Raw genomic sequence first — 23,619 nt, 5'->3', positions numbered from 1 at the left:
GCTGAAACAGCGGCACGACGCGCATGAAGCCTCGCTTCCCGAAAGCTTCATGCAGGGGGCGATTTTTATGCCAACCTCAGACATCAGGCTCGGCAGCGGCTTGATCAGGCGCACTGAGCATCACGGCGTCGACGCGGTGCGGCAGAATGCCGATGCGCGTGGCCTGAACCTTCATGGCGCAGTTCTCCACACCATCATCGCCCTCCCAGCGATCCATGATCATCTTGCCCTGCACCAATACCCGCAGCCCCTTGGCGTAAAGCCGCGAATAACGCTCGGCGTCTTTGTGCCACAGCTCGACATTGGCCCAGAAGCCGCCCCGGTCTTCGTACTCACCGTTGTCCCGTGGGATCGAGTTGTCGAAGTACACATTGAGCCGCACCAGCCGACGCGGCTCCTTGTTGCCGTTGGCGAACTCCTTGAATTCGGGTTTGCTGCCAATGTTGCCTTCACCCCAGAAATGCGTGGCCATGTCAGGCCTCCTTGTGTGGTTTGCGGTTGATCGAGTGGATTCGTTGGCGGTAGACGCTTTCGGCCTGGCCCATCTTCTCGGCGCAGGCGCTGGCCTGCCGGCCCAGCGTGCTGAGCAGGCTGATCTGCATGTTGAGGGTGATACGCTGCTGCTCCAGGGCGAACAGGTCATCGAGCATGTGAACCGGCGTGCGTGCGTCTTCGAGCAACTGCTCCCAGAGCGCAACGCCCATCTGCCGACGATCGACCCGGGTCCAGCGCAAGAACACGGTGCCGGCACTGGTGGACTGCCGGGTCAGCCGAATCGGCAACAAGGTGAACGGATAACGCTCGGCCTGCCCCAGCACTTCATGGGTCGCCAACTGAATCAGTTGCTCCATGAGTTGCCGGCACGACAGCGCAAAATGGACCAGTTCCCCCTTACCTTTAAAAGGCTTTAAAAGCCCTTTGTGGAAGGCAGCGTGTTGCAGCTCGGCGAAGGCACTCTGTTGCAGCGCGCGGAAGGCAGGCTGTTTTGCTTCAGCACGACCAGGCCGATGTTCTGCACCAGGCGATGACGGATGCACCATGCTCAACCCTCCCCTGCATCCGGGGATTCGTCGAGGTCGGCTGCATCAGCAGGTTCGTCATCCTCTGCCTCAGCTTGCCCAAAAGCATGCCCGCTGCGCGGACGCACGATCGGCGGCGCGAACTCGGCCCGCAGCGTACCGTCGAGAATGTCCTGCGGCAGTTCTCCAAACTTCTCGCGCGCCTCCCGAGCACGGGCATTGTTGGCCGCAAAATCATCACGGCTGGCACCAGAAAACTTATATGGCTGCACCAGCGCAAAAAGACTGCGCAGCACATGTGCACCCTCGTTGAGCCAGCGCTCCATATCGCGCCGGCCAATCATTGCGGTGTGGTGGGCCAGCAATAGACGCCTGGCCAGGTCGTCGTACTGGGTCAGCAGATAAACCGCCATGAAGCCATGCTGCGAACTGATAAACAGTGGCAACGTAACCGGTTGCACATTGAGGTTATCGCCAATGCTCAACGCCACAGGCACATGGGCCATGACCTGATCCAGATGCTCCTGGACTTCACCCAGGATCAACTTCGAGCTGGCCAGCTTTTCCTCGACCCGGATCAGCCAATAATCCGAGTAAGGATCATCCTGCTCGGCACCGCGCTTGATCTTGTTGAGAATGCCGACAAAACCACTCAGACCGATGATGCCGTTCTTGTCTTCAGTAGCAGACCGCCCATGCCAAATCCGGGCGGCATGATGGGTATGGAGCGTGAGCTTCATGGCGCTGCGTAACGCGCCAAGGTTGAGCTGAATGGAATCGGACACGGTAGGCCTCGTGGTTGACTGGGAAAGCGGCCAGTCTTGCGAGGTCTGGGAAGGGGGTCAGTGGGAAAACTGGTTTGGGGGGTGGGGGTTTGTGGTTGGGGTCAGTCTTGTGGTGACTCCAATCAATTAGTATTGTTCATGAACAACTATAATCGGCTCAATTCTACAGGTGCGAGACGCTGTATCCAACCAAGCTTTTATCGAATCTCTGCCAGGGACCAAAAGTAAAATATCCACGTATCCTCCAAGAGGACTATAATCGCGATGACCCGAACAGGGTCGAACTTTATAAAATCACTATAAATACAACTTACTCCAACTCACAAAAAGTACAAAACCACACTAACAACCAGAAAAACTCAATCACACTGACCAAGCCTTTAACACCGAGCGGAAGCCTACAACAAAAGCCGCCCAGACTAAAAAACCACTGAGAGACAAGAAAACAAAATGTCACCAATCCTAGCAGTACGGATCCACGATAGACTAATAGAACTAATATCCCAAGACATAGATAGGCTTGGAAAGTTTTTTGAGGTGGACAGCGTCAGACTATTGCTTGGGACCAACGGATCCGGAAAGACGAAAATATTAACTTCTCTCGCAAATGCTGTCGGCGCGCCACAAGATGAATCAGTTCAATTTTACTTCAAGGGCACCCCTAATGGAATATACGAGCCTCGCGCACCATACAATGAAACCATCTGCGCAATATATTATTCCGCACTTCCATATAGAAGAAAGCTAAATAAAAAATCCAACATTCTAGATGCATCTCCTACAGAAAAAAAATCCACTGATAGAAAACGTCTTGAAAGACTGGGCGAGATCGCAAGAGACCTAGAGATAAACACAAGATTGACGGGGTTTTTCGGATATTCAAGAGCAGTATTCCGCTCAGCCATTATCCCTACTTTAAAGAACCACACTCAAGCTATCATGCCTCAGCACGAGAACCTCCGTTACAATCTCAGAACATTAATCAGCGGTGAAAATTCATTACAATCTGAAAACTACAAGACATCTGACTCAAGTCGAGAGTCAAACCTTAAAAAGACAGAATTATCATTAGACGAGCAAATAGGCTTTCAGATAGGAAACTATGAACGCTGCCTATTCCTAACCGCCATTGAACACATATACTCTAGCTCGACATTACATGAGACACTAGATGCAGCTTTAGCTTTTCTAAACTACGCCGGAATCATAACCTCCAACTACGATATCTCTGCATTTGAACGACTTGAAAGCATTGTAGAGAATACGAGACAAGTACTAAACAACTACTCACATCCATCGGATTTTGACTGGAAACAAAGAACACATCGCTTCCAAATAGATGGAATTGATCAGTCCGAATCAATCAAAAATCACGACGTACCAATAAATATAGAATGGTCAGATCTAAGCTCAGGCTTACAGGCTCTGGTAGAACAATTCTCGTTAATTGATAAAGCAATAGAAACATCTGCTGCACAAGGCAGGTTCTCAGTTTTACTCCTAATTGACGAGGGTGATGCTTACCTACATCTAGACTGGCAGCGCAAATACTTCTCCTTACTAAATAAATTCTTAGGCGCCACAAAAAGAAAACACAACATAGATAATTTGCAGCTAATAATGGCAACTCACTCTCCATTAATAGCAGCGGACATCCCTGGCGAGCTGGTTACAAATCTGGACAGCGACACTCCAACCAAATCCTTTGCAGCGCCATTAGACGATGTTATCTCAGGAACTTTTGGCTCCAGTTCTTTAGGAAGGTTTGCTGCCGACAAAATAAACAGCATATACAGACGCACGTTATCATCAAAAGCAACCGATATAGATCGCAATGTAGTTGAAATTATCGGAGACCCAACAATAAGATCTGCTCTAAAGCGGAGGCTCTGAGCATGATCATCAACATCTCTGACATTTGGTGCGACGCTGCAGCCAGACACTCACGATTTTTAACAGCTGAAATTGATGAGGGCGTAAAAAACCTAGGCAACTGCTACGTCGACCGTTTAGTGAGCAGCTTCATTGAAGATAACCGAGAAGTCATCATCAACGGCTCCCCCATTGAACTGCCAAAATGCATTGACGACTATAGAAAACGTTTCGGATACGGCTTGCTTCATGCTTGCGCTTCAGAAAGAATTAAAATTATTTTCGATTTTTCAGACTTCTCTAAAAAATCAAACAAGTTATGGACCGCCTACCATCTTTGCTCTCAGGCACGCTATAAGGTTTGTAGCTACTGCCACATGATTAGTACTGGAACCAGCCTTCCTGATGAAGACACTAAAGGGTACAGACCCCCGATTGATCATTACTATACAAAATCAGACTATCCTTTCTTAGCGTTATCCTTAGCCAATTTCATACCATGCTGTGAAAAATGCAATGGCAGCCAAATGAAACATGATCTGGATTTTTCTAAATTCCCGCATTTAAACCCGTTAACTGACAGCGAGTCGATCGAATTTGAGCTTCACCCCATACTAGCGCCAGAAGAAAACTTCGCAGAGGCTACAGCGCTACTTCTACCTGCTGAAAAATACCATCTAATAATACACGCACGCATGAATAAGCCAGCCTCTAACGCCTCTATCGAAACATTTCAACTGAAAAGCCGCTATAAAGAATACTCTACTCAAGCCTACTATCTCGCTAGAAAAATGAAAAATCTTGCAAGCCGCCAGCAAATGTTTAGCGCCGCCTTGGAAATACCAATTACATTAGAAGATGAATTAGAATTCAAGCCACAGAACTATAAAAAAGTCCCGTATGGAAAAGCAAGAATCTGCATTGCCAAACAATATGGAGCGCTACCAAATCAGCTTTAACCTTGGGAGGTTCAGCTAGCATTTTAGAACAACCAATATCTTTGAGTGTCTCTCACATTCACTGCATACCTGCGATCAAAGACCAACTCAACCTTATCTGAGGGTGATTCCACTGGAATCACCCTCAAACAACATCACCCAGCGCCCCCTCACCCACCAGCCATAATCCTCATCATCCCATCCATAGCCCTACGAGCCAGCGCCTGGGCCTCCTTCGACGGCGGCCGCTTAACCGAATCGGCGGCAGTCGAGCGCTGAGCCCCAGCCTCCGCCGCAGCAACCCCAATCACCGAAGAAACACGAGCCGCACCCTGCCCCTGACCAAACACATTGAATTCCCCAACCCGCGCCCTATCGATCATCCCGAACAAATACCCCGCCGGGTTGCGCATCACTTGCCGGTCACACCGCTGTGCCCATTGCTCAAGCACCTGACTCTGCAGCTCAGGCGCAATCAGGCTCAGGGCTGTCTGGAGCTTCTGTCGCTGATCGAACGCCAATGCCAGGAACGCGGGCGGATACGCCGTGACCTGATCACCCGGCGGTTCGCTCGCGCGCGGTACCAAGTCTTTAAATACATCTGTATTAGTACTAGTACTGGATGAGTTCGGATTCCGAACCAGGCCGCAAAGCCCCGGTTTTCCAATGGGTTCGGATTCCGAACGCGGTGCTGCACGATTCCGAACTGGCTGTTTTTTACTGAGTTCGGAATGCTGCGCACTGAGTTCGGATTCGCTTGCCGGTCTTGGTCCCGGCCCCGGCTTTGGTCCGTCTTCAGGTCTTGCCCACTTCTGTCGTCCCAAGCGGCGCTGCAGGATGTCCAGCCGGCTCGGTATTTTGAAATCGCGCACGTCGGGGTCGCGCTGAAATTCTTCCAGGGTGAATGCCGCCACTTCGCGAATGGATTTGTTGGCGTGCTCCTGAGCATTGCCCAACAGCTCCAGATAACTGCCGTCCAGTAGCAATGCTTCGCTGATGCTGATCGGCTCGTCGTGCAGCAGGTAGATATTGCCCTTGACCTGGCCGGTGGCTTCATCACGCACCCGGCCAGCCAGGCTCAGCCAGCGGGTCAGGCGCAAGGTGGTGAGTACCTTGGCCACGGTTTCCCGGGACGCCAGTTTGAAGGGTGATGCGGCCAGGTACGGTCGCAGTTGCTCGTAGGTGGGGAATGAGGTCAGGCCGTCGTCGTTGAGTAGCAGGCGAAATACCTGCCAGGCGTTGCGTTCCAGCGGGGTCAGGCGATTGTCCAGCAACAGGCGGCGCGGGACGGTTTCGTGAGGGTTGCCGGTGAACAGCAGGCCGGTCTGTTCACTCTGCTGTGGTGACGGCTGCAAGGAGCCCGCTGAACGCTTCAGGTTGCCGGGAGAGTCGCGGGGCTGTTGCTGCAAGGTCTCGGTGGCGTGGTCGAGCAAAGCCGTAAGTCCGTGAAGCGTTGCCGGCGTGAAGCGTTGAGCGGTTCCATGCATTACAACAGGTCCTGTTCGATCCAGCTTTGAAGGGTGTTCCAGACCATGGTCAGGTTCACCTCGGGCATTGCCTCGGTGAGTTGCATGGCCGTGACGAGCAAGGCGCGTGCATCGCGGGGATCGGTGGAGGTTTGCTGGCCATATTTGACCCAGAGCTCCCACAAGGTTTGTTCTTGCGGCTGGGTCATCACCGGCCAGCGGCCGCGGCGATTGGGGATGCCTAGAATGCCGCGGCGCAAGGCGACTTCCTTGGCCGAGAGCCCGAACAGCTCATGGATCAGCGGCGAGCTGGCCCCGGCGCTGATCGCCTGCATGATCAGGCGGTCCTCTTCATCCTTGCGGGCCTGGGTCAGCAGGCGTTGCACCATCAGGTTGTCGACCACCACCCGCACCCAGGGCACCGGGGCATTCACCAGCAGGCTCATGCAACTGGGTTCAATCAGACTTTTCAGGTCATGTTCGGCGAAGCCCATTTCCAGACAACTGCGCATTTGCCCTCTGCGCAGGTCTTCGAGGATCTGGTAAGCCACGGCCAGGTTCAGCGGGTGAGCCATGAGCATTTCTCCCTGTCATCGTGCGCTGTGGCAGACCACTTCATGATTCTGCTTCCAGATCCGCCAGACGCCTGGCCAGGCGGATCACCCGGAACAGCTTGACCAGCGTTTCATCATCGAGGCGTGCGGGTAAAACCTGGGTGCCCTGCGGCGCCGCACCGATCAAGAGCGCGGCGATTGCTCCCACGGGTATCTCAGCGCCGGGTTGTCCGCCCAGCGCGTGCAACAGCCCCACCAGAACCGAGCGGCCCTTCACATCATCGGGGTCGCCCAGCGCGTAGCCGGTTCCTGTCGTGGCCGGGTAAACCTCGACCTGAAGTTGCGCCGTCTGAGCGATGTCGTGGACTAACCCGCAGATCTGCAGGCGCAGTTCATCCGGCGTATCGATCTGCCGTTCGATGTACCACAGGTCCGACACCGGATGCAGGCCGCCGACCTGCACCGGTATGGCTTGCAGACAAGACTCGGCAAAGTCAGGGAGCGGCTCGCCCGAGGCCTTGGCCAGTTGTTGCTTCATGGCCTGAATTCTCGGCGTCAGGCCGACGATGGGGCTGATCACATGAGCATCAATCAGCGCCCGACTGTCCTGCTCCGGGCGCTGTTCACTGGCGACTTCTGCAGGTTGCGACAGAGGATGGGGCGAATCATCAGGCCCACTATCAAGGGGTGGTATTAATGGTTCGGGCGTGGTTGTGGGGTCTTTGGTCGAGGTCGGTTGCGCCGCTGATCGGCGCGGTTTGTCTGTTACCGGTGTGCCGGCCACCGGCTCGGGCGCCGCGCCCCGGGCTTCGAGCATGTCCAGCTTGAGCCAGTTGTAGTCCTTGCCCAGCGGCTGTTGCATCTGGTGGATCAATTCATCCTGAAACCGCTCGACGGTGAAATCGGGGGCGTCGTCGAAGCTGGCCAGCACGTCCTGGAACAGCCCGTCGAAGTCGATGTGCGCCGCCGCCTCACCAGCATGTTGCCGCCAAGTCTTTTCCGCGCTGCGCCGCAAGGCTGTCAGGCGTTCGATCTGCGGCTTGCCCAGCCCGGCATACAGCAGCTTGGGGATCGCTGGCAGCAGGAACTGCACAGTGTCCTGCATCTTGCTGATGTGCGGCTGGGAGACCGGATAACCGTCCTCGGCCAACCGCCGCGACAAGTCGCGCTGGGACAGTGGTTTGCCGCCCTCCTGCTCGTAAAACTCGCGGGCTCGATCAATGCCCAGCGCACGTTCGACGAAGGTCAGCGCGCCGTGCATGTCGTTCTCGGCCAGGTGGCCGGTCAGGGCGATGATTTCGCCCCGCGCCGCCCAGGGCCGATACAGGCAGTGGATCTTCCAGTACTGCTCGTCGCGGGTTTCTGCCCATAGCTCGTTGAGAATCGCCAACCGGGTATTACCGCCATTGCGGATCAGGTAATTCGTCTCCCCCGGCCGCCGGGTAATCGCCGGCGGTGCATCCAGGCCACGGCTGCGGATCGACTCCTTGAGTTGGTCATAGATCGGGTTGCGGTTGAGCCGCGGGTTATGGTCATAGGGCCGTAACTGATCCAGCGTCACCACCATGGGCGTGTCGGCAATCGGGTCGGACAACTGGCTCACCGCACTGCCCTTATGCTGGAACGCGCCCTGCAGCAGTTTGCCTTTGACGTCTTCGGCACTCATCGCCTTGCTGCTCATGGCTGTGCATCCGTGCGATCGGCCGCAGCCGTCAGGCGATCGATCACCGCATTGGCGCGCCGAAGCTCTTGCTCAAGTTCGAAACTGCGAAACAGCCGGTGCTGAATCTCGGCATTCATTGAGCGGTTGGACTGTTTGGCCAGGGTCGCAATCTGCTGACGCAAACCGGCCTCGGAAAAGCGCACGATGAATTTGTCCTTTTGGGTGTTATGGCTGGTCATCCTCTACCTCCGGCTGTAGATCATGTGGGTGTGGGTACTGCAGGTCACCCACCGAAAGGGTGACCACTTCGATGTCTTGCATGTTCTCGACCCGGCAGGCCAAGGCGTAAATGAACCGGCCAATGTCCCGCTTGCCGTTCTTCAAGCGAAACACCACGGTGCATAACGCCTCTTCGGGCTCACAGTTGTTCATGGCTCGCCTCCTCGACGGCCAGGCTGCCGCACTCGGGGCACACCAGCGTGTCTGCATCGATTCCACGAGCGATGGTGTCCATCGAACGCTGCACCGCGCGATGGCGGGCAAAGACGGCCCGGCAGTCCAGGCAGTGGCTGCGCAGAACGGGCTGCCTGGGGATCAGCATCAATTCGGTGCTCATGCGTCAGCTCCTTGCCGATCTCTGGCCTCAAGATTGACGAAACGGGTGTGCGCCGCGACGAAGCCGGTACGCACGACGCCTGTGGGTCCGTTGCGATGTTTGCCGATGATCAGTTCGGCGAGGCCTTGGTCCGGAGTGTCGGGGTTGTAGACTTCGTCGCGGTAGATGAACAGGGTCAGGTCGGCATCCTGCTCCAGCGCACCGGACTCACGCAGGTCACCGTTTTGTGGCCGCTTGTTGGCGCGGTTTTCCAGGCCACGGTTGAGCTGCGACAGCGCCAGTACCGGGCAGGAAAACTCCTTGGCCAGCGCCTTGAGGCCGGCCGAGATCGCGCCAATTTCCAGGTTGCGGTTTTCATGGCCGGGGCACTGCATCAGTTGCAGGTAATCGACCATGATCAGCCGCGGTTTGCCGAACTGCCGCGCCGCACGCCGGGCACGGGCGCGCAGGGCCGTGGGGGTCAGGCCGGAGCTGTCATCGACCACCAGCCGCTGGCCATAGCCCTTGACCCGCGCCACGGCGGCCGAGAGTTTTAGCCACTCGTCATCCTCGATCTGGCCGCGCATCAGCCGCGATACATCAAGTTGCCCGAGAATCGCCAGCAGGCGATACATCAGCGCCTGCGCCGGCATTTCCAGCGAGTAGATCTGCACGGTGTTGGCCGAGTCCTGCTGCAGTACCGCATCGACCATGTTCAGCGCCAGGCTGGTCTTGCCCATCGAAGGCCGCGCCGCAAGGATCACCAGGTCAGCGTCCTGGAAACCGCCGGTTTTCTGGTCCAGATCGGTCAAGCCACTGGGCACGCCGGTCACCCCATTGCCGTGGTTGAAGTGGTAGTCCACCTGCTCCAGCAATTGCATGAGCGTGTCGTTGATGTCGATGAAGCACTCAGGGCTGCGTCCCTCACCCAAGGCATAGAGTTTTTTCTCGAACTCATCCTGGACATCCTGGCTTTTGACATTGGGCTCCGAGGCATGCCGGCTGCACTCATGCCCCAGCAGAATCAAAGCCCGCAAGTGCGCACGCTGACGGACGATCTCGGCATAGGTAGCGATGTTGGCCACCGAAGGGGTGTTCTTGGCCAGTTCGCTCAGGTAGGCGAGACCACCCACCTCCTCCGGGTTCGGCAACGCCTCGGCGACGGTCACCACGTCGAACGGCGCGTTACTGGCCGCCAGGCCCTGGATCGCCTTGAAGATCAGCCGATGTTCACGCCGATAAAAATCTTCGGTCTGCAACAGATCGGCCAACAGATCCCAGGTCTGGTTATCAAGCATCAAACCACCGAGCACGCCCTGCTCGGCTTCGACAGAGTGCGGCGGCACCACGTCCAGCAGGCTCACAAGATCACCTCCCGATGTAATACCCCACCCGTGGCTTGCATCGAGAAGCGGTCGAACTGGCCGCGCCATTGCGGAAACAGTTCATGGGCCAGGGTATGGATCACCGCGAAGGCTGACGCCGCTTTACGATTCTGCGGCTGTCGCTGCTCCAGCCGGTGCGCCGGCAGTCCTTGCGTGGCGGCACGACGAAACACCACGGCGGCCGGAATGGTGGTGTCCAGCAGGTTGAGCTGGGGATGCTCGGTCAGGGTCTCGGTCAGCGATTGATAGATCAGGCTCGCATCGCTGGTCGCGTCGAGTTTGTTGATCACGATATTCAGCGGCGGCGTGTGCACACCCAGTTGCGACAGCGGCTCAAGGTCTTTGAGCAGTTGCTGGGTGCCGCGATAGAACTCACGGGCGGCGAGCATATCCGGAGAGATCGGCGAGATGGCCATGTCGGAGGCCAGCAGTGCCATTTCCAGCATTACCGAGCGGGCGCCCTGGGTGTCGATCAGTACCAGATCGAAGTCATCGGCGAAGGCAGCCACCAGGTTCTTCAGACGCAGCCGGCCATCGGCGGCGTGCAGCAACAGGTTGCTGAGCTGATTGAACGGGTCGTTGGAAATGATCAGCGACAGGTTGGGGATGCAGGTGTGGCTGATGATCTGTTCGAAGCGCGTTTCGTTATGCGCGATCAGTTCGAAGGTGCCGCCAGGGGCTTCGTGCTCCAGGCGATAGAACGACGACAGCGACGGTTGGGTGTCGAGGTCGATAAGCAAGGTGCGAAGGTTTGAATCGGCGCAGAACGCGCCCAGATTGGCAGTGACCGTGGTTTTGCCCGGCCCGCCCTTGGTTGAAACGATGGATGCGATTTTCATGTTGCACGCCTCTTAATCGATTGATTGAGAGACGGCGTTGAACCATCAAAACAGCGGTTAGCGAATTTGTAACCAAAAATGAAAAAAAGGCCTTACGCTGGTTTTCCTGGGCAAGGTGCAAATGACGTATCAGTCATCATTTGCACGCCTGCTTTTCAGGAGCTGCGTAAGGCCTTGATTTTCATCGCAAAAATTTGGCTCCACGACCTGGACTCGAACCAGGGACCCAGTGATTAACAGTCACTTGCTCTACCAACTGAGCTATCGCGGAATGCGAGCTATCCTACTGATTTCAAAACGCAAGTCAACACGTCCCGAGAAAAATCCGGAAAAACTGCCAGCCTGCCCCAATCCGGGCTTCTTCCACTCAGCCAGCTGGCGTAGTGTGGCCTTGGCCCATCCCTTCCCAAACGATCACAGCGAGGTGAATGTCATGCCGCAGGATAGCCGTCTTCAATCCCTGTTCCCCACTGCCGAACAGATTCCGGAGGTCTGGCGTCCGGGCCCGGCCATTGAGCAGCGCGAGTATCTGGTCGATGGCATTCTGGAAACCTGGCCCGGCGTTCTGGCCCCGGTGCGCAGCCCGATTTCGGTGCACCGGGGCGACGCGCTGGAGCCGGTGATTCTCGGCAGCACCCCGCTGATGGATGCCGATACGGCGATGACCGCACTGAATGCCGCGGTGCGTGCCTATGACCGGGGTCAGGGCGCCTGGCCAACCATGCGGGTGGTCGAGCGGATCCAGCATGTAGAGCAGTTTCTCAAGCGCATGCGCGAGCAGCGTGAGCCGGTGGTACGGCTGCTGATGTGGGAAATCGGCAAGAATCTCAAAGACTCCGAGAAGGAGTTCGACCGTACCTGCGACTACATCACTGACACCATCAATGCCCTCAAGGAGCTCGACCGGCGTTCGAGCCGCTTCGAGCTGGAGCAGGACACGCTGGGCCAGATCCGCCGGGTACCGCTGGGCGTGACCCTGTGCATGGGGCCGTACAACTACCCGCTCAACGAAACCTTCACCACCCTGATTCCGGCGTTGATCATGGGCAATACCGTGGTGTTCAAACCGGCCAAGTTCGGTGTGCTGCTGATCCGCCCGTTGCTGGAGGCGTTCCGCGACAGCTTCCCGGCCGGGGTGATCAACGTGATCTACGGCCGTGGCCGGGAAACGGTCAGCGCCTTGATGGCCAGCGGCAAGGTCGATGTGTTTGCCTTTATCGGCACCAACAAAGCCGCCAGCGATTTGAAAAAACTGCACCCGCGCCCGCACCGCCTGCGCGCGGTGCTGGGGCTGGACGCCAAGAACCCCGGGATCGTGCTGCCGGATGTGGATCTGGATAACGCGGTCAACGAGTCGATTACAGGCTCCCTGTCATTCAATGGCCAGCGCTGCACGGCTCTGAAGATCCTGTTCGTGCATGAGGACGTGGTCGAGGCGTTTCTCGACAAGTTCCAGAGCAAACTGGCCCAGCTCAAGCCCGGCATGCCCTGGGAGCCAGGGGTTTCGCTGACGCCGTTGCCGGAGCCAGGCAAGACCGAGTATTTGCAAGGTCTGGTCGCCGATGCCGTGGCCCAGGGTGCGCGGGTCATTAACGAGGGCGGTGGCGAAGTAGTGGAGAATTTCTTCTACCCCGCCCTGCTCTACCCGGTGACCCCGGCCATGCGCGTCTATCACGAGGAGCAGTTCGGCCCGGTCGTGCCGGTGGTGGTCTACCGCGAGCTACAGACAGTGATCGACTACGTGCTGGACTCCGACTACGGCCAGCAGTTGAGCATTTTTGGCAACGACTCGGCGCAGGTCGGGCGGCTGGTGGATGCCTTTGCCAATCAGGTCGGGCGGATCAATATCAACGCCCAGTGCCAGCGCGGCCCTGACCAGTACCCGTTCAACGGGCGCAAGAACTCGGCCGAAGGCACGCTTTCGGTACACGATGCGTTGCGGGTGTTCTCGATCCGTACCTTGGTGGCGACCAAATTCCTGGAAAGTAACAAGGCACTGGTCAGTGACATCATCCGTAACCGCGAGTCGAGCTTTTTGACCACCGATTACATTTTCTGATGGCAGGGGTCGGCATCGGCATTGCAGTGCCTGTGCCGGCCCGCTCACCTGCAAGCAGGCTCTCACGGGCCCGATGAGGCCGGCTAAGAGCAGCGACGACACCCCCATAATTGATAATGATTATCGAAGACGGGTAGGATACGCCGCTCAAGGCAGGACATACCGCCACTTGCCCAGCGATCCGAGCACTCATCTTCGTGGATTCGTCCGCCAGCAAACTTGACCTCTACCTGACCCATCGCGCCGCGCTGGTCGATTACGCCGCGCCCATTGTCGGCTGCCGGGCGCGTGCCGAGGATGTGGTGCAGGAAGCCTGGCTGCGCTTCAATGCCCGGCAAACCGGCGATCTGGAGATCAACCATCCGTTAGGCTATCTGTATCGCATCGTGCGTAATCTGGCGCTGGATCAGACCCGCAGCCTGGCCACCGAACGGCGCCAGCCCGACGGTGATGCGCTGCTGGCCGACTTGCCAGCCAGCACCGCGTCGCCCGAGCAGCAGGTCGCCAGTCAGGATCAATTGCAGCGGCTGGCCAATGCGCTGTTGCAACTGCCTGAACGCACCCGCATCGCGTTCGAGATGCATCGGCTGGGCGGCTACACCTTGCAGCAGGTCGCCGCGGCGATGGGCATTTCAGTGGGCCTGGTCCATCAACTGGTTCATGACGCCTTGAGCCACTGCGCAACCCGTCTGGAACGTGGTCATGACTGAAGGCGCAGAAAAAAATCTGAAAAAAATCGCCGCGCATCCGTCCTTTGCCTGCCAGGGTCACTCTGTGCCACCCTCGCCCACCCCGCCCACCGCTGGAGCCATGCCGGATATGTCCCACGCCGAACCTCGCCAGGCCCGTCTGGATATCGCTCTGGACTGGCTGCTGCGTGTCCGTCAGGCACCCCAAGATGCCCATTTGCGTGCGCAATTTCGCCAGTGGCAGCAGGCCGATGCGCAAAACGCCGAAGCCGCGCGCAAGGCTGAGCAGGTGTGGCAGTTGACCGGGCAGATGCAGGCGAGCACCGCGCATTTGTGGCCAGCAGTGCCGCCTGCTGCCAGTGCTGCGCCCATAACGCCGCTCTCTATTACGCCTGCCGCCCCATTGCCAGCCCGCCCGCGGCGCCGGCGCACGCTCGCCTGGGCCGCCAGCGCGGCATTGGCCGCGTGCCTGACGGTGATGATTGCGCCTGAGCTCGGCACCCGTCTGCAAGCCGATTATCTGACCGCCCAGGGCGAGCGCCGCGAGGTGCAATTGCCTGATGGCAGCCTGGCGGTGCTGGATTCGGGCAGCGCCCTGGCGGTGGACTATTCGGGTGAGCGGCGGAGTATTCACTTGCTCAGCGGCCAGGCGTTTTTTCAGGTCAGGCCCGACCCCGGCAAGCCCTTCACGGTGCACGCCAAAGACCTGGACGTGACTGTGACCGGCACGGCCTTCAATGTCGATGTGGACGGTAAGCACATCGAAGTCGCGGTCCAGCACGGCTCGGTCAAGGTCCAGGAGCCTGGCTCGTCGCGCCTGCTCAGTGCCGGCCTGACCGTAGGCCAGCGGCTGGTGTTCGACCGTGACAAGCATCTGGCCCAACTCGACACCCTGCCCGCCGGCCGGATCGCCAGTTGGCGCAACGGTCAGTTGATTGCCGAAAACGCCCGGCTGGGCGATGTCGTCGAGCAACTGCGCCGCTACCTGCCGGGCAAGGTCTGGTTACGAGACCAAGGCTTGGCTGAACAACGCATCACCGGGGTTTACGACACCCGCAACCCGCACGCGGCGCTACGCGCCATGGCCCAGCCGCATGGTGCGCAATTGAGCCAATGGAGCCCCTGGCTGTTGGTGATCAGCCGCTAGTGCCACGCAGCGCTGGGCCAGCACCGTGGTCGGATCGACCAGCGCCACACTGACGCCGTCAATCAAGAAGTCATCAGCCTGGGGCAAAATCAGCGGCAGCTCAGTGCAACCCAGAATCAGCACCCGCGCGCCCTGCTGCACCAGATGCACGGCGGCCTGTAGCAACTGTTCGCGACACACACCCAGGGTGTAACCGGCCTTGACCCCGGCCGGTCCGTAGATGGCGTTCATCACCAGCGCCTGATGCGCCGGGTCGGGCAGCATCAGCGCCAGCCCCAGACGCTCGGCGGCGTCATGGTAGACGCGGCTCTGGACCGTCCCGGAGGTCGCCAGCAGTCCGACCTTGGCATCCAGCCCACAGGTGCGGCCGATATGCCCGACGGTCTCCTCCAGCATATTGATGATCGGCACCTGCAAGTGTTCCTGGATGCGCTGCACATAAGCATGGGCGGTGTTGCACGGAATCGCGATGGCCTGGGCGCCCTCTTCCTGCAGGCGTTTGCAGGTAGCATACATTGCCACCGTCGGGTCAGTGTCCTGATGCAGCAGGTTGGCGGTGCGGTCCGGAATCTGCGGATTCTGCTCCACGACCAGCTTGATGTGCTCCTGATCCTTGCCGGCCGGAGTATGCCGCACCACCTTGCCGATGAAGTCCACCGTGGCTGCCGGCCCGACGCCGCCGACAACCCCCAGCTTGAATGGCGCCTGGACTGAGACGGGTTCACTGCAAGCGGCAAAGTCGGCATACAACCGGTTGATGTCCAGCAGTTGCAGGCCGCGCTGCTGAAGTGCTTCGCTGAGCAACGACAGCTCGGTCATGCCCGGCAGCAATACCTGTGCGCCCTGCCCGACCAGCTCCAGGCCTGCCTGATACAGCAGTTCCTGGGCGCTACCGTCCAGCTGTCCGGCCTTGATGCCGTTGCGGCCATACACCGCCTCCATCAGCGCCGCCTGGCTCTGCACCGACGGATAGACAAGCACGTATTGCTCGCCCAGGAACCGCTCAAATAGCCCCGCAGCCCGTACGTAATCGGACGCCAATATCCCCAGGTGGCTGCCTGGGCTGAACTGGAGCGCCAGACACTGGCGCAGCGCATCGAACAGATTGATCACCGGAACCTCCAGTTCGGCAGTCAGCTCATCGAGAAAGGTATGGCTGGCGAAACAGGGCACCAATACTGCGTCAGCCCCCTGTTCGGCGAAGCGCTGGCAGGCCTGGAACACATACAGCTTGCGTGAGGTCATGCTGGCCCCGGCATCCAGCGTGCGCTTGAGGTCCTTGAACGGGCGCTGCTCGAACAACAGGTGATAACGGCCCTGATCGGCCAGCAGCGGCTGGCTCTTGAGCAGTTTGAAGAACAGGTCACCACCGGCCAGGGCACCCAGCCCGCCGATGATGCCCAGGGTGCGGTCCTTGCCGGCCGCCAGGTTCGCAGAAGTCATGATTACCCTCGATCAGGCACGGGCCGCGGCGGGTTGGGAGTCCGCTTGCGGTGGCGCTTGCAGGTCGCGGCGCTCTTCGAGTTTGGCGATCACCGCCGTGGCGATGCTATTGCCCACTACGTTGGTGGCGGTACGGCCCATGTCGAGAAACTGGTCGATGGCCAGAATCAACAGCAGGCCGGCTTCAGGCAGGTTGAACATCGGCAAGGTCGCCGCCACCACAACCACCGAAGCCCGCGCCACGCCGGCCATCCCCTTACTGGTGATCATCAGGGTCAGCAAGATCAACAACTGCTGGGTAAAGCTGAGGTCGATGTTGTAGGCCTGGGCGATGAACATGATGGCAAAGGCCTGATACATCATCGAACCATCAAGGTTGAACGAATAACCCAGCGGCAGCACGAAACTCGATACCTTCTTGGACGCGCCGAATTTCTCCAGGGCATCAATGGTCTTCGGGTAGGCCGACTCGCTGCTCGCCGTCGAGAACGCCAGCAGCACCGGCTCGCGAATCAGCTTGCCGAGAGTCAGCACCGGCTTGCCCAGAAACACATACCCCACCGCGAACAGCGTCGCCCACAGAATCAGGATACCCAGGTAGAACTGGCCGATCAGCTTGCTGTAGTCCAGCAACAGGCCAATACCCTGGGTGGTCACCGCAGCCGCCAGAGCAGCGAACACACCCAGCGGCGCAAACAGCATCACGTAGTCGGTGATGCGGAACATCACCTTGGCCAGTTCATCCACCGCCTGACCAATGAACGAGTGACCCTGATTTTTCAGATAAGCCAGGCCCAGACCGAAGAAAATCGAGAACACCACGATCTGCAGGATTTCGTTGTTGGCCATGGCTTCGGCAATGCTGCGCGGGAACACATGGCTGATAAAGGTCTTGAGGCTGAAGTCACCGGCATTGACCACTGCACCGGCCTGGCTGACCTGCGCGACGGTCATGTTCAGGCCCGCGCCAGGCTGGAAAACGTTGACCAGCAGCATGCCCAGTGCCAGCGAGAACACCGAGGCGCTGACAAACCACAGCATCGAGCGCAGACCGATGCGCCCGACCGAGCCGGAACTGCCCAGGCTGCTGATGCCGCCCACCAGCGTGGCAAAGACCAGCGGTGCAATGATCATCTTGATCATGCGCAGAAAAATGTCAGTGACCAGGCTGAAGTAGCCGGCGATGCGTTTGGCGCTCTGCTCGTCTACCGCATAGCGGTTGCAGATCCAGCCCACGATGATGCCCAGCACAATGGCGACGGCGATGTATTTCGGCAGATTCTTGTTGTTCATAGGCCCCTCGGTCGATGGCGGCGGCCCGTAAGGACCGCCGGATTGGACACAGGCTAAGGGTGTCGGCAAGGCGAGTTGATGAGATCGCACCATAACTTGATGCAAAATCGGAATAGTTGGCCAATGGCCGCGAATCGGAGGCCATAATCGTCCAGCCTGTCGGCATAACGCTGCCTCCCATAAACGCCCCTGTACACAACGAGCCCACCATGCACACCAAATGGATCGACGATCTGCTGGCCGTGGCCGAGACCAAGAACTTCTCGCGGGCCGCCGACCAGCGCTGCATCACTCAATCGGCGTTGTCGCGGCGTATTCGTTCGCTGGAAGAATGGGTCGGCGTGGAACTGGTCGACCGCAGCACCTACCCGGTGCAGCTGACCCGCGCCGGGCGGACGTTCTGCGAGCAGGGCAAAGAAGCCCTGGCGCTGTTCATGGAGCTGCGCTCGGACCTGCGCCGTGGCGACCGCATGCCGGGGCGCTCGCTGCAGGTAGTGGCCGGGCATACCCTGGCGATGACCTTTGTGCCCAAATGGCTGGTCAATCATCGCCAGCAACAACCGGCGCTGAACGCACGGGTGTTGTCGGCCAACGTTCACGATGCGGTGATTGCCCTGGCCGAAGGGCATTGCGACCTGATGCTCGGTTACAGCCACCCGCAGGCACCGATCTTTCTCGACCCGGACAAATTCGTCGGCCTGCGCCTGGGCCATGACGCGCTGGTTCCGATCTGCAGCCCGGACCGCAGCGGCCAGCCGCTGCATGTCCTGCCAGGCTCGGCAGAGGCGCCGCTGCCCTATCTGGCCTACACCGCAACGTCGTTATTGGGCAGGGTCACCGATCTGATCCTGCGCAATGCCGCAACCCCGGTGGCGCTTGAGCGCTGCCATGAAGCCGACATGGCCATGCACCTGGCAAAGATGGTGCACGGCGGCTATGGCGTGGCCTGGTTGCCGGAATCGGCGGTGGCGGACGAGTTGGCCAACGGTACGCTGGTGCGCGCCGGCGACCAACGCTGGAGTACCGAGCTGGAGATTCATGCGTTTCGCCGTATTGGCAACAGCAACCCGGCACTGCTGGAGTTGTGGCGTTCGCTTGAGCTGCCGCATTCGTAGGCCAAGCCGACTCCCAGCGTGTCTGCGTAGTGCTCAGCTATGTGAGCACGACGCAAATCCGCTGGGAGTGGCCGGCCGGCGCTCCGGTTGCTGACCAAGCTTTTAATCTGACTACAAAGCGGCTTGCGGACTACGCCCCAGCACGCGGGTGTATTCAGCCCTGGCAGTGTCCTCGGCAAACTCGCCGGACCATTTGGCAACCACCACGGTGGCAACGCTGTTGCCGATGGTGTTGCAGGTGGCAATGGCCATGGACATGAAGCGGTACACACCAAACAGCAGCGCCAGGCCCTCGGCCGGCAGCACGCCGATGGCGGTGACGGTGGCGGCGAACACCACGAAGCTGCCGCCCGATACCGCCGCCGCGCCCTTGGAGGTCACCAGCATGATGGCGAGAATCCCCAGCTGCTGCTCCCAGCTCAGCGGCACGCCGTAAGCGTTGGCGATGAACAGCACGCACAGCGACATGTAAATCGAGGTGCCGTCGAGGTTGAACGCATAGCCGGTGGGCAGCACCAGGCCGACGCTCTGCTTGGAGCAACCGAATTTTTCCAGCTTCTGCAACAGGCGTGGCAGCGCGCTTTCAGAAGACGCCGTGCCCAGCACAATGAACACCTCATCCTTGATGTACTTGAGAAAGCGCCACAGGCTAAAGCCTGACAACCGGCACACCGTGCCCAGCACCACGATGATGAAAAACGCCACACAGACGTAGAACATCAGCACCAGGTTGGCCAGTGACATCAGCACGGCGGTGCCGTTGCTGCCCACCGCATAGGCCACCGAACCGAACGCACCCAGCGGGGCGAACTTCATGATCAGGTTGATGAATTCAAAGAACGCTTCGGAAACCCGGTTCAGGCCATCCTCAATGACTTCCCGGCGCTCTTGCTTCAGGGCCAACAGGGCAAAGCCGAAGAAGATCGAGATCACCAGCACCTGCAGCAATTGCCCGCCGGCGAATGCGCCGACGAAATTGTCCGGGAAGATGCCGTAAATAAAGTCCATGGTCGAGGTCGGCGCATGGCCCTTGGCAACCGCTGCCGCGGAGGCAGCCGCGGCGGCGCTACTCGGATGCGCATCGTGCATGCCCGACCCGATCTGCAGCAGGTTGCCCCAGATCAGGCCAATAGCCAGAGCGACGGTCGAGACGATCTCGAAGTAGAGCAGCGCACGCCAGCCGACCTTGCCAACGCGCTTGATGTCGCCGGCCGAAGCGATGCCATGCACCACGGTGAAAAACACCAGCGGGGCAACGGCGGTCTTGATCAGCTTGAGGAAAATGTCGCCAAGGATCTTGAACTTGGCTGCCAGTTCCGGTGCGATAAAGCCAAAGGCGATACCCAGGAACATGGCCGCGACGACCTGAAAGGTCAGGTCCTTGTACAGCGGTTTTTTCGCAGTTGCAGACATGATTGCGTTCTCGTTGTTGTTATAGATCGGCAATAAGTCGGGCCCCGCAGGCAGCAGGGCCCGCAAGGACTTAACGTGGCACGGCGCCGGGACGCGCCAGGGCCAGGTCGACCATTTGTGGCGCCAGGCCCAGGTAGTTGGCCGGGTCGGTCAGGCGCTTGAGCGCTTCGACGTCCAGTTCGGCAGTGGCCTCGCCCTGGGCCAGCAAGGCATCGAGCAGGCTGATGCGCTGATCGTTGGCCAGGCGGCAGGCGGCGTACACCACATCGTGGGCAACCTGACGACCCAGTGCCGGGGCCAGGCCCATCATCACGGCTTCAGCGACGATCAGGCCCTGGGTCATGTCGAGGTTCTCGCGCATCCGCTCGGTGCGCACATCGAGCCCTGCCAGCATGAATCTGGCCTGGCCCAGCGAGGCGGCGCTCAGCGCGAAGGCTTCCGGAATGGCGATCCATTCGGCCTGCCAGGGACCTGTGGAGCGCTCGAAGTCCTGGATCATCGCATCGAGCATCAGCCCGGCCTGCTGGCGCACACCTTTGGCGGCGGCGTACATCAGTTCGCAACTGATCGGGTTGCGCTTCTGCGGCATGGTGCTGCTGGCGCCACGGCCCTTGACGAACGGCTCGTAGGCTTCGCCCAGCTCGCTGGTCATCATCATCATGATGTCCAGGGCGATCTTGCCCAGTGAGCCGGTAACCAGACCGAGGAAGTTCAGCGTCTCGGCCAGGCCGTCGCGGGCCACATGCCAGGTCGCCTGCGGCACACCCAGACCCAGTTCAGCCATCAGTGCCTCTTGCACTTCCAGGCCTTTGTCACCCAGCGAAGCCAGGGTGCCGGCGGCACCGGCGAACTGCCCCACTTCAACCCGCGGACGCAGCTCAACCAGGCGCTCGGCATGCCGGTCGAACATGCTCAGCCAGACTGCGCACTTGTAGCCGAAGGTGATCGGCAAGGCGTGCTGCAGGTGGGTACGGCCAGCCATCGGCGTGTCGCGATAGCGCTGCGCCAGACCGGCCAGCAGGCCGCGCACCGCCTGGATGTCGCGCTCGACGATCGCCAGCGCGGCGCGGACCTGCAGGACCACGGCGGTGTCCATGATGTCCTGGGTGGTCGCGCCCCAGTGCACGTAGCGGCCTGCCTCACCGCAGAGTTTCGACAGTTGCTCGACCAGCGGCAGGATCGGGTAGCCGACGATCTCGGTCTCGTGCTGCATCAGTGCCAGGTCAAGCGACTCGTAGCGCGACAGCGCGGCGATCTGCTCGGCGGCTTCGGCTGGCACCACGCCACAGCGCGCCTCGGCGCGGGCCAGGGCCACTTCGACCTCGATGTAACGCTCGATCAACGCCTTGTCGGAGAACACCCCGCGCATCTCGGCAGTACCGAACATGTCGCGAAACAGAGTGGAGTCAAAAACGGTGGTGGACATGGGGCAGTATCCTGAAATGTTGTTATTGGCCGTACATATTTATTATGTACGTACATAATTGTTGCCAGCACACTGATACACTGTCAACCGGTTGATCTGACGAGGCTGACAAAAGGCATGAACGAAACGCGCTATGCGGTGCTGGCAAGGGACTTGATGGAGGGCATCGGGTCAGGGAAATACCCGGTGGGCAGCCTGTTGCCGACCGAATTCGAGCTGTGTGAGCTCTATGAAGTCAGCCGTCATACAGTGCGGGCCGCGATCAACCAGTTGCAGACCCAAGGCCTGGTGTCACGGCGCAAACGGGTCGGCACCCGGGTCGAAGCCAGCTCGCCACGCGGCGGCTACTCGCACTCACTGGCGACGGTGTCGGACCTTGCCCATCTGGCCGAGACCCAGCAGCGCGATATTCAGGATGTCCGCCACTTTGTCGCCGACATTGCCCAGGCCAAGCGGCTTGGCCTGCAACCGGGCGAGCATTACTTTTGTGTGTCCAGTGTGCGGATCGACCGCGAGCACCCCAATGCGCCGTTGTGCTGGACCGATGTCTACGCCCAGGACGATTACGCCGACGTCATCGAGCAGGCCCGCGAGCAGCCCGGCGTGCTGATCGCCACCCTAATCGAGGCGTGTTTTGGCCGGTACATCGACGTCATCGACCAGCAGGTACGCGCGGTACTGCTTGACGCCGCGCTGGCGAAAAAACTCAACGCCGAACCGGGCTCGCCGGGGCTGAAGATTCTGCGCCAGTATCGCGATGATAGCGGCGAGTTGATTGTCGCTTCGGAGACGATCCACCCCGATGACCGCTTCACTCTGGTGTTGCAGATGAAGCGCGACCGCAGCTGAATCGGCCCGTGGCGGCCAATGTATAAAATGTAAAAACGCTTTACTCTCAAATGAGAAAAACTAGCATCCAGCGCCTGACTGATGCGTCAAGCGCTCTGGATTTGCTGTTTCTCCCTATCCTGTTGCAGCCATGGCGCCGACGTTTCTCTTTGCCTTGAAAGGACGCCCGCCATGCTCAAAACCCTCAGCCTGCTGATGCTTGCCTTTCTGGCTGGCCCGTTGCACGCCGCCGAGCGCATTGTCGACACCGCTTATGGGCCGATCAAACTGCAAGGCACCGCGCAGCGGGTCATCACCCTCGATGAGGACAGCTTCGATACCGCCCTGGCGCTGGGTATCCAGCCGGTCGGCACGGTCTCCACCCGTGGCAGTGACCAGGTCTCCAGCTACCTGAAAGACAAGGCCGGCAATCCAGCTATCGTCGGCACCAGCCGGGCGCCGAATATTGAAGCGATTTTCAAGCTCAAGCCGGACCTGATCCTGACCTCCAGCACCATCAACAAAGAGCTGTACGCCGCCTACAGCCGCATCGCGCCCACCGTGGTGGCCAAGGGCGACAGCAGCGCCGGCTGGCAGGACGGTACGCGGTTCTACGCCAAGGCACTGGACCGTGAAGCGCAAGGCAAGGCCGTGCTGCAGGCCATCGACACGCGCATCGAGGCACTCAAAGCCAACGTCCCGGCCGGGCAAAGCGTCTCGGTGGTGCGCTGGAACCCGCAGGGGCCGATGACCATGTCGAGCAAGATCTTTGCCGGTCAGTTGCTGAGCGCCGCCGGTTTCAAGAGCACTGAGCTGGCCAGCAGCCTGAGCAAGCCGCACAGCGACATCCTGAGCCTGGAGAACCTGAGCAAGATCGACGCCGACTGGCTGTTCGTCGCCAGCCTCAACAGCGATGGCGCCAAGACCCTGGCAACAGCACGTCAGCAACCGGCTTTCGAGCGTCTGGGCGCGGTGCGCAACAAGCAGGTGATCGATGTCGACGGCCAGGTCTGGTCCAGCGGGTCCGGCCCGCTGGCCGCCAATAAAGTGCTGGATGATCTGGAGAAGGTGTTCCTCAAGCCTTGATCTA

General features: G+C 59.3%; 23 protein-coding genes and 1 tRNA gene. 8 read left to right on the top strand and 16 right to left on the bottom strand.

All coding sequences use genetic code 11. The annotated features are described in order from the left end of the window. Nucleotides 1–76: 76 nt before the first annotated feature. Genes NRB16_RS02020 through NRB16_RS02010 form a run of 3 tightly spaced genes read right to left on the bottom strand, consistent with a single transcriptional unit; the run spans nucleotide 77 to nucleotide 1,759 of the window. Nucleotides 77–472 carry a single-stranded DNA-binding protein gene (locus tag NRB16_RS02020; RefSeq protein WP_253116125.1) on the bottom strand — a complete coding sequence of 132 codons (396 nt, stop codon included), beginning with the start codon at nucleotides 470–472 and terminating at the stop codon, nucleotides 77–79. 1 nt (nucleotide 473) lies between these two features. Beyond that, nucleotides 474–1,040, bottom strand: coding sequence for a DUF3158 family protein (locus NRB16_RS02015; RefSeq protein WP_257105334.1), 567 nt, complete (start codon nucleotides 1,038–1,040; stop codon nucleotides 474–476). A gap of 2 nt (nucleotides 1,041–1,042) precedes the next feature. Next, nucleotides 1,043–1,759: a PFL_4669 family integrating conjugative element protein gene (locus NRB16_RS02010; protein ID WP_373568424.1), complete on the bottom strand. Its 717-nt coding sequence runs from the start codon at nucleotides 1,757–1,759 to the stop codon at nucleotides 1,043–1,045. 495 nt (nucleotides 1,760–2,254) lie between these two features. Here NRB16_RS02010 and NRB16_RS02005 point away from each other — a divergent pair, with 495 nt between their 5' ends. Then, nucleotides 2,255–3,697 (top strand): ATP-binding protein, encoded by a 1,443-nt coding sequence (locus NRB16_RS02005; RefSeq protein WP_257105332.1) that lies wholly within the window; start codon nucleotides 2,255–2,257, stop codon nucleotides 3,695–3,697. Nucleotides 3,698–3,699: 2 nt separating this feature from the next. Next, complete coding sequence (locus tag NRB16_RS02000) at nucleotides 3,700–4,635, top strand: hypothetical protein (protein WP_257105331.1); 936 nt, start codon at nucleotides 3,700–3,702, stop codon at nucleotides 4,633–4,635. Between the two features lie 149 nt (nucleotides 4,636–4,784). Here the strand turns inward: NRB16_RS02000 and NRB16_RS01995 are convergent, their stop codons facing one another. The 9 genes from NRB16_RS01995 to NRB16_RS01955 all read right to left on the bottom strand — a co-directional run bounded on the left by NRB16_RS01995 (nucleotide 4,785) and on the right by NRB16_RS01955 (nucleotide 11,387). Then, the gene (locus NRB16_RS01995; RefSeq protein WP_257105330.1) at nucleotides 4,785–6,101 is read right to left on the bottom strand and encodes an STY4528 family pathogenicity island replication protein; all 1,317 of its coding nucleotides are present in this window, start codon (nucleotides 6,099–6,101) and stop codon (nucleotides 4,785–4,787) included. After that, entirely contained in the window at nucleotides 6,101–6,655 is a 555-nt protein-coding gene (locus NRB16_RS01990; protein WP_253117984.1) for a DUF2857 domain-containing protein, read from the bottom strand. Before NRB16_RS01990 ends, NRB16_RS01995 begins: the two co-directional genes overlap by 1 nt. Before the next feature lie 40 nt (nucleotides 6,656–6,695). Continuing rightward, nucleotides 6,696–8,315: a ParB family protein gene (locus NRB16_RS01985; RefSeq protein WP_257105329.1), complete on the bottom strand. Its 1,620-nt coding sequence runs from the start codon at nucleotides 8,313–8,315 to the stop codon at nucleotides 6,696–6,698. Continuing rightward, on the bottom strand, nucleotides 8,312–8,536 hold the full coding sequence (locus NRB16_RS01980) for an Arc family DNA-binding protein (RefSeq protein ID WP_253117982.1): 225 nt from the start codon (nucleotides 8,534–8,536) through the stop codon (nucleotides 8,312–8,314). Before NRB16_RS01980 ends, NRB16_RS01985 begins: the two co-directional genes overlap by 4 nt. After that, entirely contained in the window at nucleotides 8,523–8,729 is a 207-nt protein-coding gene (locus NRB16_RS01975; protein WP_253117981.1) for a hypothetical protein, read from the bottom strand. Before NRB16_RS01975 ends, NRB16_RS01980 begins: the two co-directional genes overlap by 14 nt. After that, a complete protein-coding gene (locus NRB16_RS01970; RefSeq protein ID WP_253117980.1) occupies nucleotides 8,716–8,913 on the bottom strand; it encodes a hypothetical protein in 198 nt (65 codons plus the stop codon). The genes NRB16_RS01975 and NRB16_RS01970 overlap by 14 nt, the downstream gene beginning before the upstream one ends. Next, entirely contained in the window at nucleotides 8,910–10,256 is a 1,347-nt protein-coding gene (dnaB, locus tag NRB16_RS01965; protein ID WP_253117979.1) for a replicative DNA helicase, read from the bottom strand. Before dnaB ends, NRB16_RS01970 begins: the two co-directional genes overlap by 4 nt. Next, complete coding sequence (locus NRB16_RS01960; RefSeq protein WP_253117978.1) at nucleotides 10,253–11,116, bottom strand: ParA family protein; 864 nt, start codon at nucleotides 11,114–11,116, stop codon at nucleotides 10,253–10,255. The genes dnaB and NRB16_RS01960 overlap by 4 nt, the downstream gene beginning before the upstream one ends. A gap of 195 nt (nucleotides 11,117–11,311) precedes the next feature. Next, a tRNA-Asn gene (locus NRB16_RS01955) sits at nucleotides 11,312–11,387 on the bottom strand. A gap of 162 nt (nucleotides 11,388–11,549) precedes the next feature. On the opposite strand from NRB16_RS01955, the gene NRB16_RS01950 reads away from it, so the two are divergent. The 3 genes from NRB16_RS01950 (at nucleotide 11,550) to NRB16_RS01940 (ending at nucleotide 15,011) form a co-directional block, all read left to right on the top strand. Next, nucleotides 11,550–13,175: an NADP-dependent glyceraldehyde-3-phosphate dehydrogenase gene (locus NRB16_RS01950; protein ID WP_257105328.1), complete on the top strand. Its 1,626-nt coding sequence runs from the start codon at nucleotides 11,550–11,552 to the stop codon at nucleotides 13,173–13,175. Nucleotides 13,176–13,372: 197 nt separating this feature from the next. Further along, entirely contained in the window at nucleotides 13,373–13,885 is a 513-nt protein-coding gene (locus NRB16_RS01945) for a sigma-70 family RNA polymerase sigma factor (RefSeq protein WP_045492371.1), read from the top strand. Further along, nucleotides 13,878–15,011, top strand: a complete 1,134-nt coding sequence (locus tag NRB16_RS01940) for a FecR domain-containing protein (protein WP_052483531.1) — start codon at nucleotides 13,878–13,880, stop codon at nucleotides 15,009–15,011. The genes NRB16_RS01945 and NRB16_RS01940 overlap by 8 nt, the downstream gene beginning before the upstream one ends. Here NRB16_RS01940 and NRB16_RS01935 read toward each other — a convergent pair. After that, a complete protein-coding gene (locus NRB16_RS01935) occupies nucleotides 14,937–16,454 on the bottom strand; it encodes an aspartate/glutamate racemase family protein (RefSeq protein WP_045492373.1) in 1,518 nt (505 codons plus the stop codon). The two genes, NRB16_RS01940 and NRB16_RS01935, sit on opposite strands and share 75 nt — an antisense overlap. Nucleotides 16,455–16,466: 12 nt before the next feature. Further along, nucleotides 16,467–17,747, bottom strand: coding sequence for a dicarboxylate/amino acid:cation symporter (locus tag NRB16_RS01930; protein ID WP_045492375.1), 1,281 nt, complete (start codon nucleotides 17,745–17,747; stop codon nucleotides 16,467–16,469). A 209-nt stretch (nucleotides 17,748–17,956) separates the two neighbouring features. Between NRB16_RS01930 and NRB16_RS01925 the strand changes: the two genes are divergently transcribed. After that, nucleotides 17,957–18,862 carry a LysR substrate-binding domain-containing protein gene (locus tag NRB16_RS01925; RefSeq protein ID WP_257105327.1) on the top strand — a complete coding sequence of 302 codons (906 nt, stop codon included), beginning with the start codon at nucleotides 17,957–17,959 and terminating at the stop codon, nucleotides 18,860–18,862. Between the two features lie 111 nt (nucleotides 18,863–18,973). Here the strand turns inward: NRB16_RS01925 and dctA are convergent, their stop codons facing one another. Beyond that, nucleotides 18,974–20,275, bottom strand: a complete 1,302-nt coding sequence (dctA, locus tag NRB16_RS01920) for a C4-dicarboxylate transporter DctA (protein WP_045494962.1) — start codon at nucleotides 20,273–20,275, stop codon at nucleotides 18,974–18,976. A gap of 70 nt (nucleotides 20,276–20,345) precedes the next feature. Further along, nucleotides 20,346–21,701 (bottom strand): adenylosuccinate lyase family protein, encoded by a 1,356-nt coding sequence (locus tag NRB16_RS01915; protein WP_257105326.1) that lies wholly within the window; start codon nucleotides 21,699–21,701, stop codon nucleotides 20,346–20,348. 117 nt (nucleotides 21,702–21,818) lie between these two features. Between NRB16_RS01915 and NRB16_RS01910 the strand changes: the two genes are divergently transcribed. Then, nucleotides 21,819–22,550 carry a GntR family transcriptional regulator gene (locus NRB16_RS01910; protein ID WP_257105325.1) on the top strand — a complete coding sequence of 244 codons (732 nt, stop codon included), beginning with the start codon at nucleotides 21,819–21,821 and terminating at the stop codon, nucleotides 22,548–22,550. 171 nt (nucleotides 22,551–22,721) lie between these two features. Beyond that, nucleotides 22,722–23,615, top strand: coding sequence for an ABC transporter substrate-binding protein (locus NRB16_RS01905; RefSeq protein ID WP_045492383.1), 894 nt, complete (start codon nucleotides 22,722–22,724; stop codon nucleotides 23,613–23,615). The last annotated feature ends 4 nt before the right edge of the window (nucleotides 23,616–23,619 follow it).

The organism is Pseudomonas sp. LJDD11 (assembly GCF_024584215.1).
Classification (GTDB): Bacteria; Pseudomonadota; Gammaproteobacteria; order Pseudomonadales; family Pseudomonadaceae; genus Aquipseudomonas.
This window is presented reverse-complemented; position numbering and strand designations above follow the sequence as displayed.

Coding starts and splice junctions, on each gene's coding strand:
- NRB16_RS02020 (WP_253116125.1), bottom strand. CDS start 472: ATGGCCACGCATTTCTGGGGTGAAGGCAACATTGGCAGCAAACCCGAA.
- NRB16_RS02015 (WP_257105334.1), bottom strand. CDS start 1,040: ATGGTGCATCCGTCATCGCCTGGTGCAGAACATCGGCCTGGTCGTGCT.
- NRB16_RS02010 (WP_373568424.1), bottom strand. CDS start 1,759: ATGAAGCTCACGCTCCATACCCATCATGCCGCCCGGATTTGGCATGGG.
- NRB16_RS02005 (WP_257105332.1), top strand. CDS start 2,255: ATGTCACCAATCCTAGCAGTACGGATCCACGATAGACTAATAGAACTA.
- NRB16_RS02000 (WP_257105331.1), top strand. CDS start 3,700: ATGATCATCAACATCTCTGACATTTGGTGCGACGCTGCAGCCAGACAC.
- NRB16_RS01995 (WP_257105330.1), bottom strand. CDS start 6,101: ATGCATGGAACCGCTCAACGCTTCACGCCGGCAACGCTTCACGGACTT.
- NRB16_RS01990 (WP_253117984.1), bottom strand. CDS start 6,655: ATGGCTCACCCGCTGAACCTGGCCGTGGCTTACCAGATCCTCGAAGAC.
- NRB16_RS01985 (WP_257105329.1), bottom strand. CDS start 8,315: ATGAGCAGCAAGGCGATGAGTGCCGAAGACGTCAAAGGCAAACTGCTG.
- NRB16_RS01980 (WP_253117982.1), bottom strand. CDS start 8,536: ATGACCAGCCATAACACCCAAAAGGACAAATTCATCGTGCGCTTTTCC.
- NRB16_RS01975 (WP_253117981.1), bottom strand. CDS start 8,729: ATGAACAACTGTGAGCCCGAAGAGGCGTTATGCACCGTGGTGTTTCGC.
- NRB16_RS01970 (WP_253117980.1), bottom strand. CDS start 8,913: ATGAGCACCGAATTGATGCTGATCCCCAGGCAGCCCGTTCTGCGCAGC.
- NRB16_RS01960 (WP_253117978.1), bottom strand. CDS start 11,116: ATGAAAATCGCATCCATCGTTTCAACCAAGGGCGGGCCGGGCAAAACC.
- NRB16_RS01950 (WP_257105328.1), top strand. CDS start 11,550: ATGCCGCAGGATAGCCGTCTTCAATCCCTGTTCCCCACTGCCGAACAG.
- NRB16_RS01940 (WP_052483531.1), top strand. CDS start 13,878: ATGACTGAAGGCGCAGAAAAAAATCTGAAAAAAATCGCCGCGCATCCG.
- NRB16_RS01935 (WP_045492373.1), bottom strand. CDS start 16,454: ATGACTTCTGCGAACCTGGCGGCCGGCAAGGACCGCACCCTGGGCATC.
- NRB16_RS01930 (WP_045492375.1), bottom strand. CDS start 17,747: ATGAACAACAAGAATCTGCCGAAATACATCGCCGTCGCCATTGTGCTG.
- NRB16_RS01925 (WP_257105327.1), top strand. CDS start 17,957: ATGCACACCAAATGGATCGACGATCTGCTGGCCGTGGCCGAGACCAAG.
- dctA (WP_045494962.1), bottom strand. CDS start 20,275: ATGTCTGCAACTGCGAAAAAACCGCTGTACAAGGACCTGACCTTTCAG.
- NRB16_RS01915 (WP_257105326.1), bottom strand. CDS start 21,701: ATGTCCACCACCGTTTTTGACTCCACTCTGTTTCGCGACATGTTCGGT.
- NRB16_RS01910 (WP_257105325.1), top strand. CDS start 21,819: ATGAACGAAACGCGCTATGCGGTGCTGGCAAGGGACTTGATGGAGGGC.
- NRB16_RS01905 (WP_045492383.1), top strand. CDS start 22,722: ATGCTCAAAACCCTCAGCCTGCTGATGCTTGCCTTTCTGGCTGGCCCG.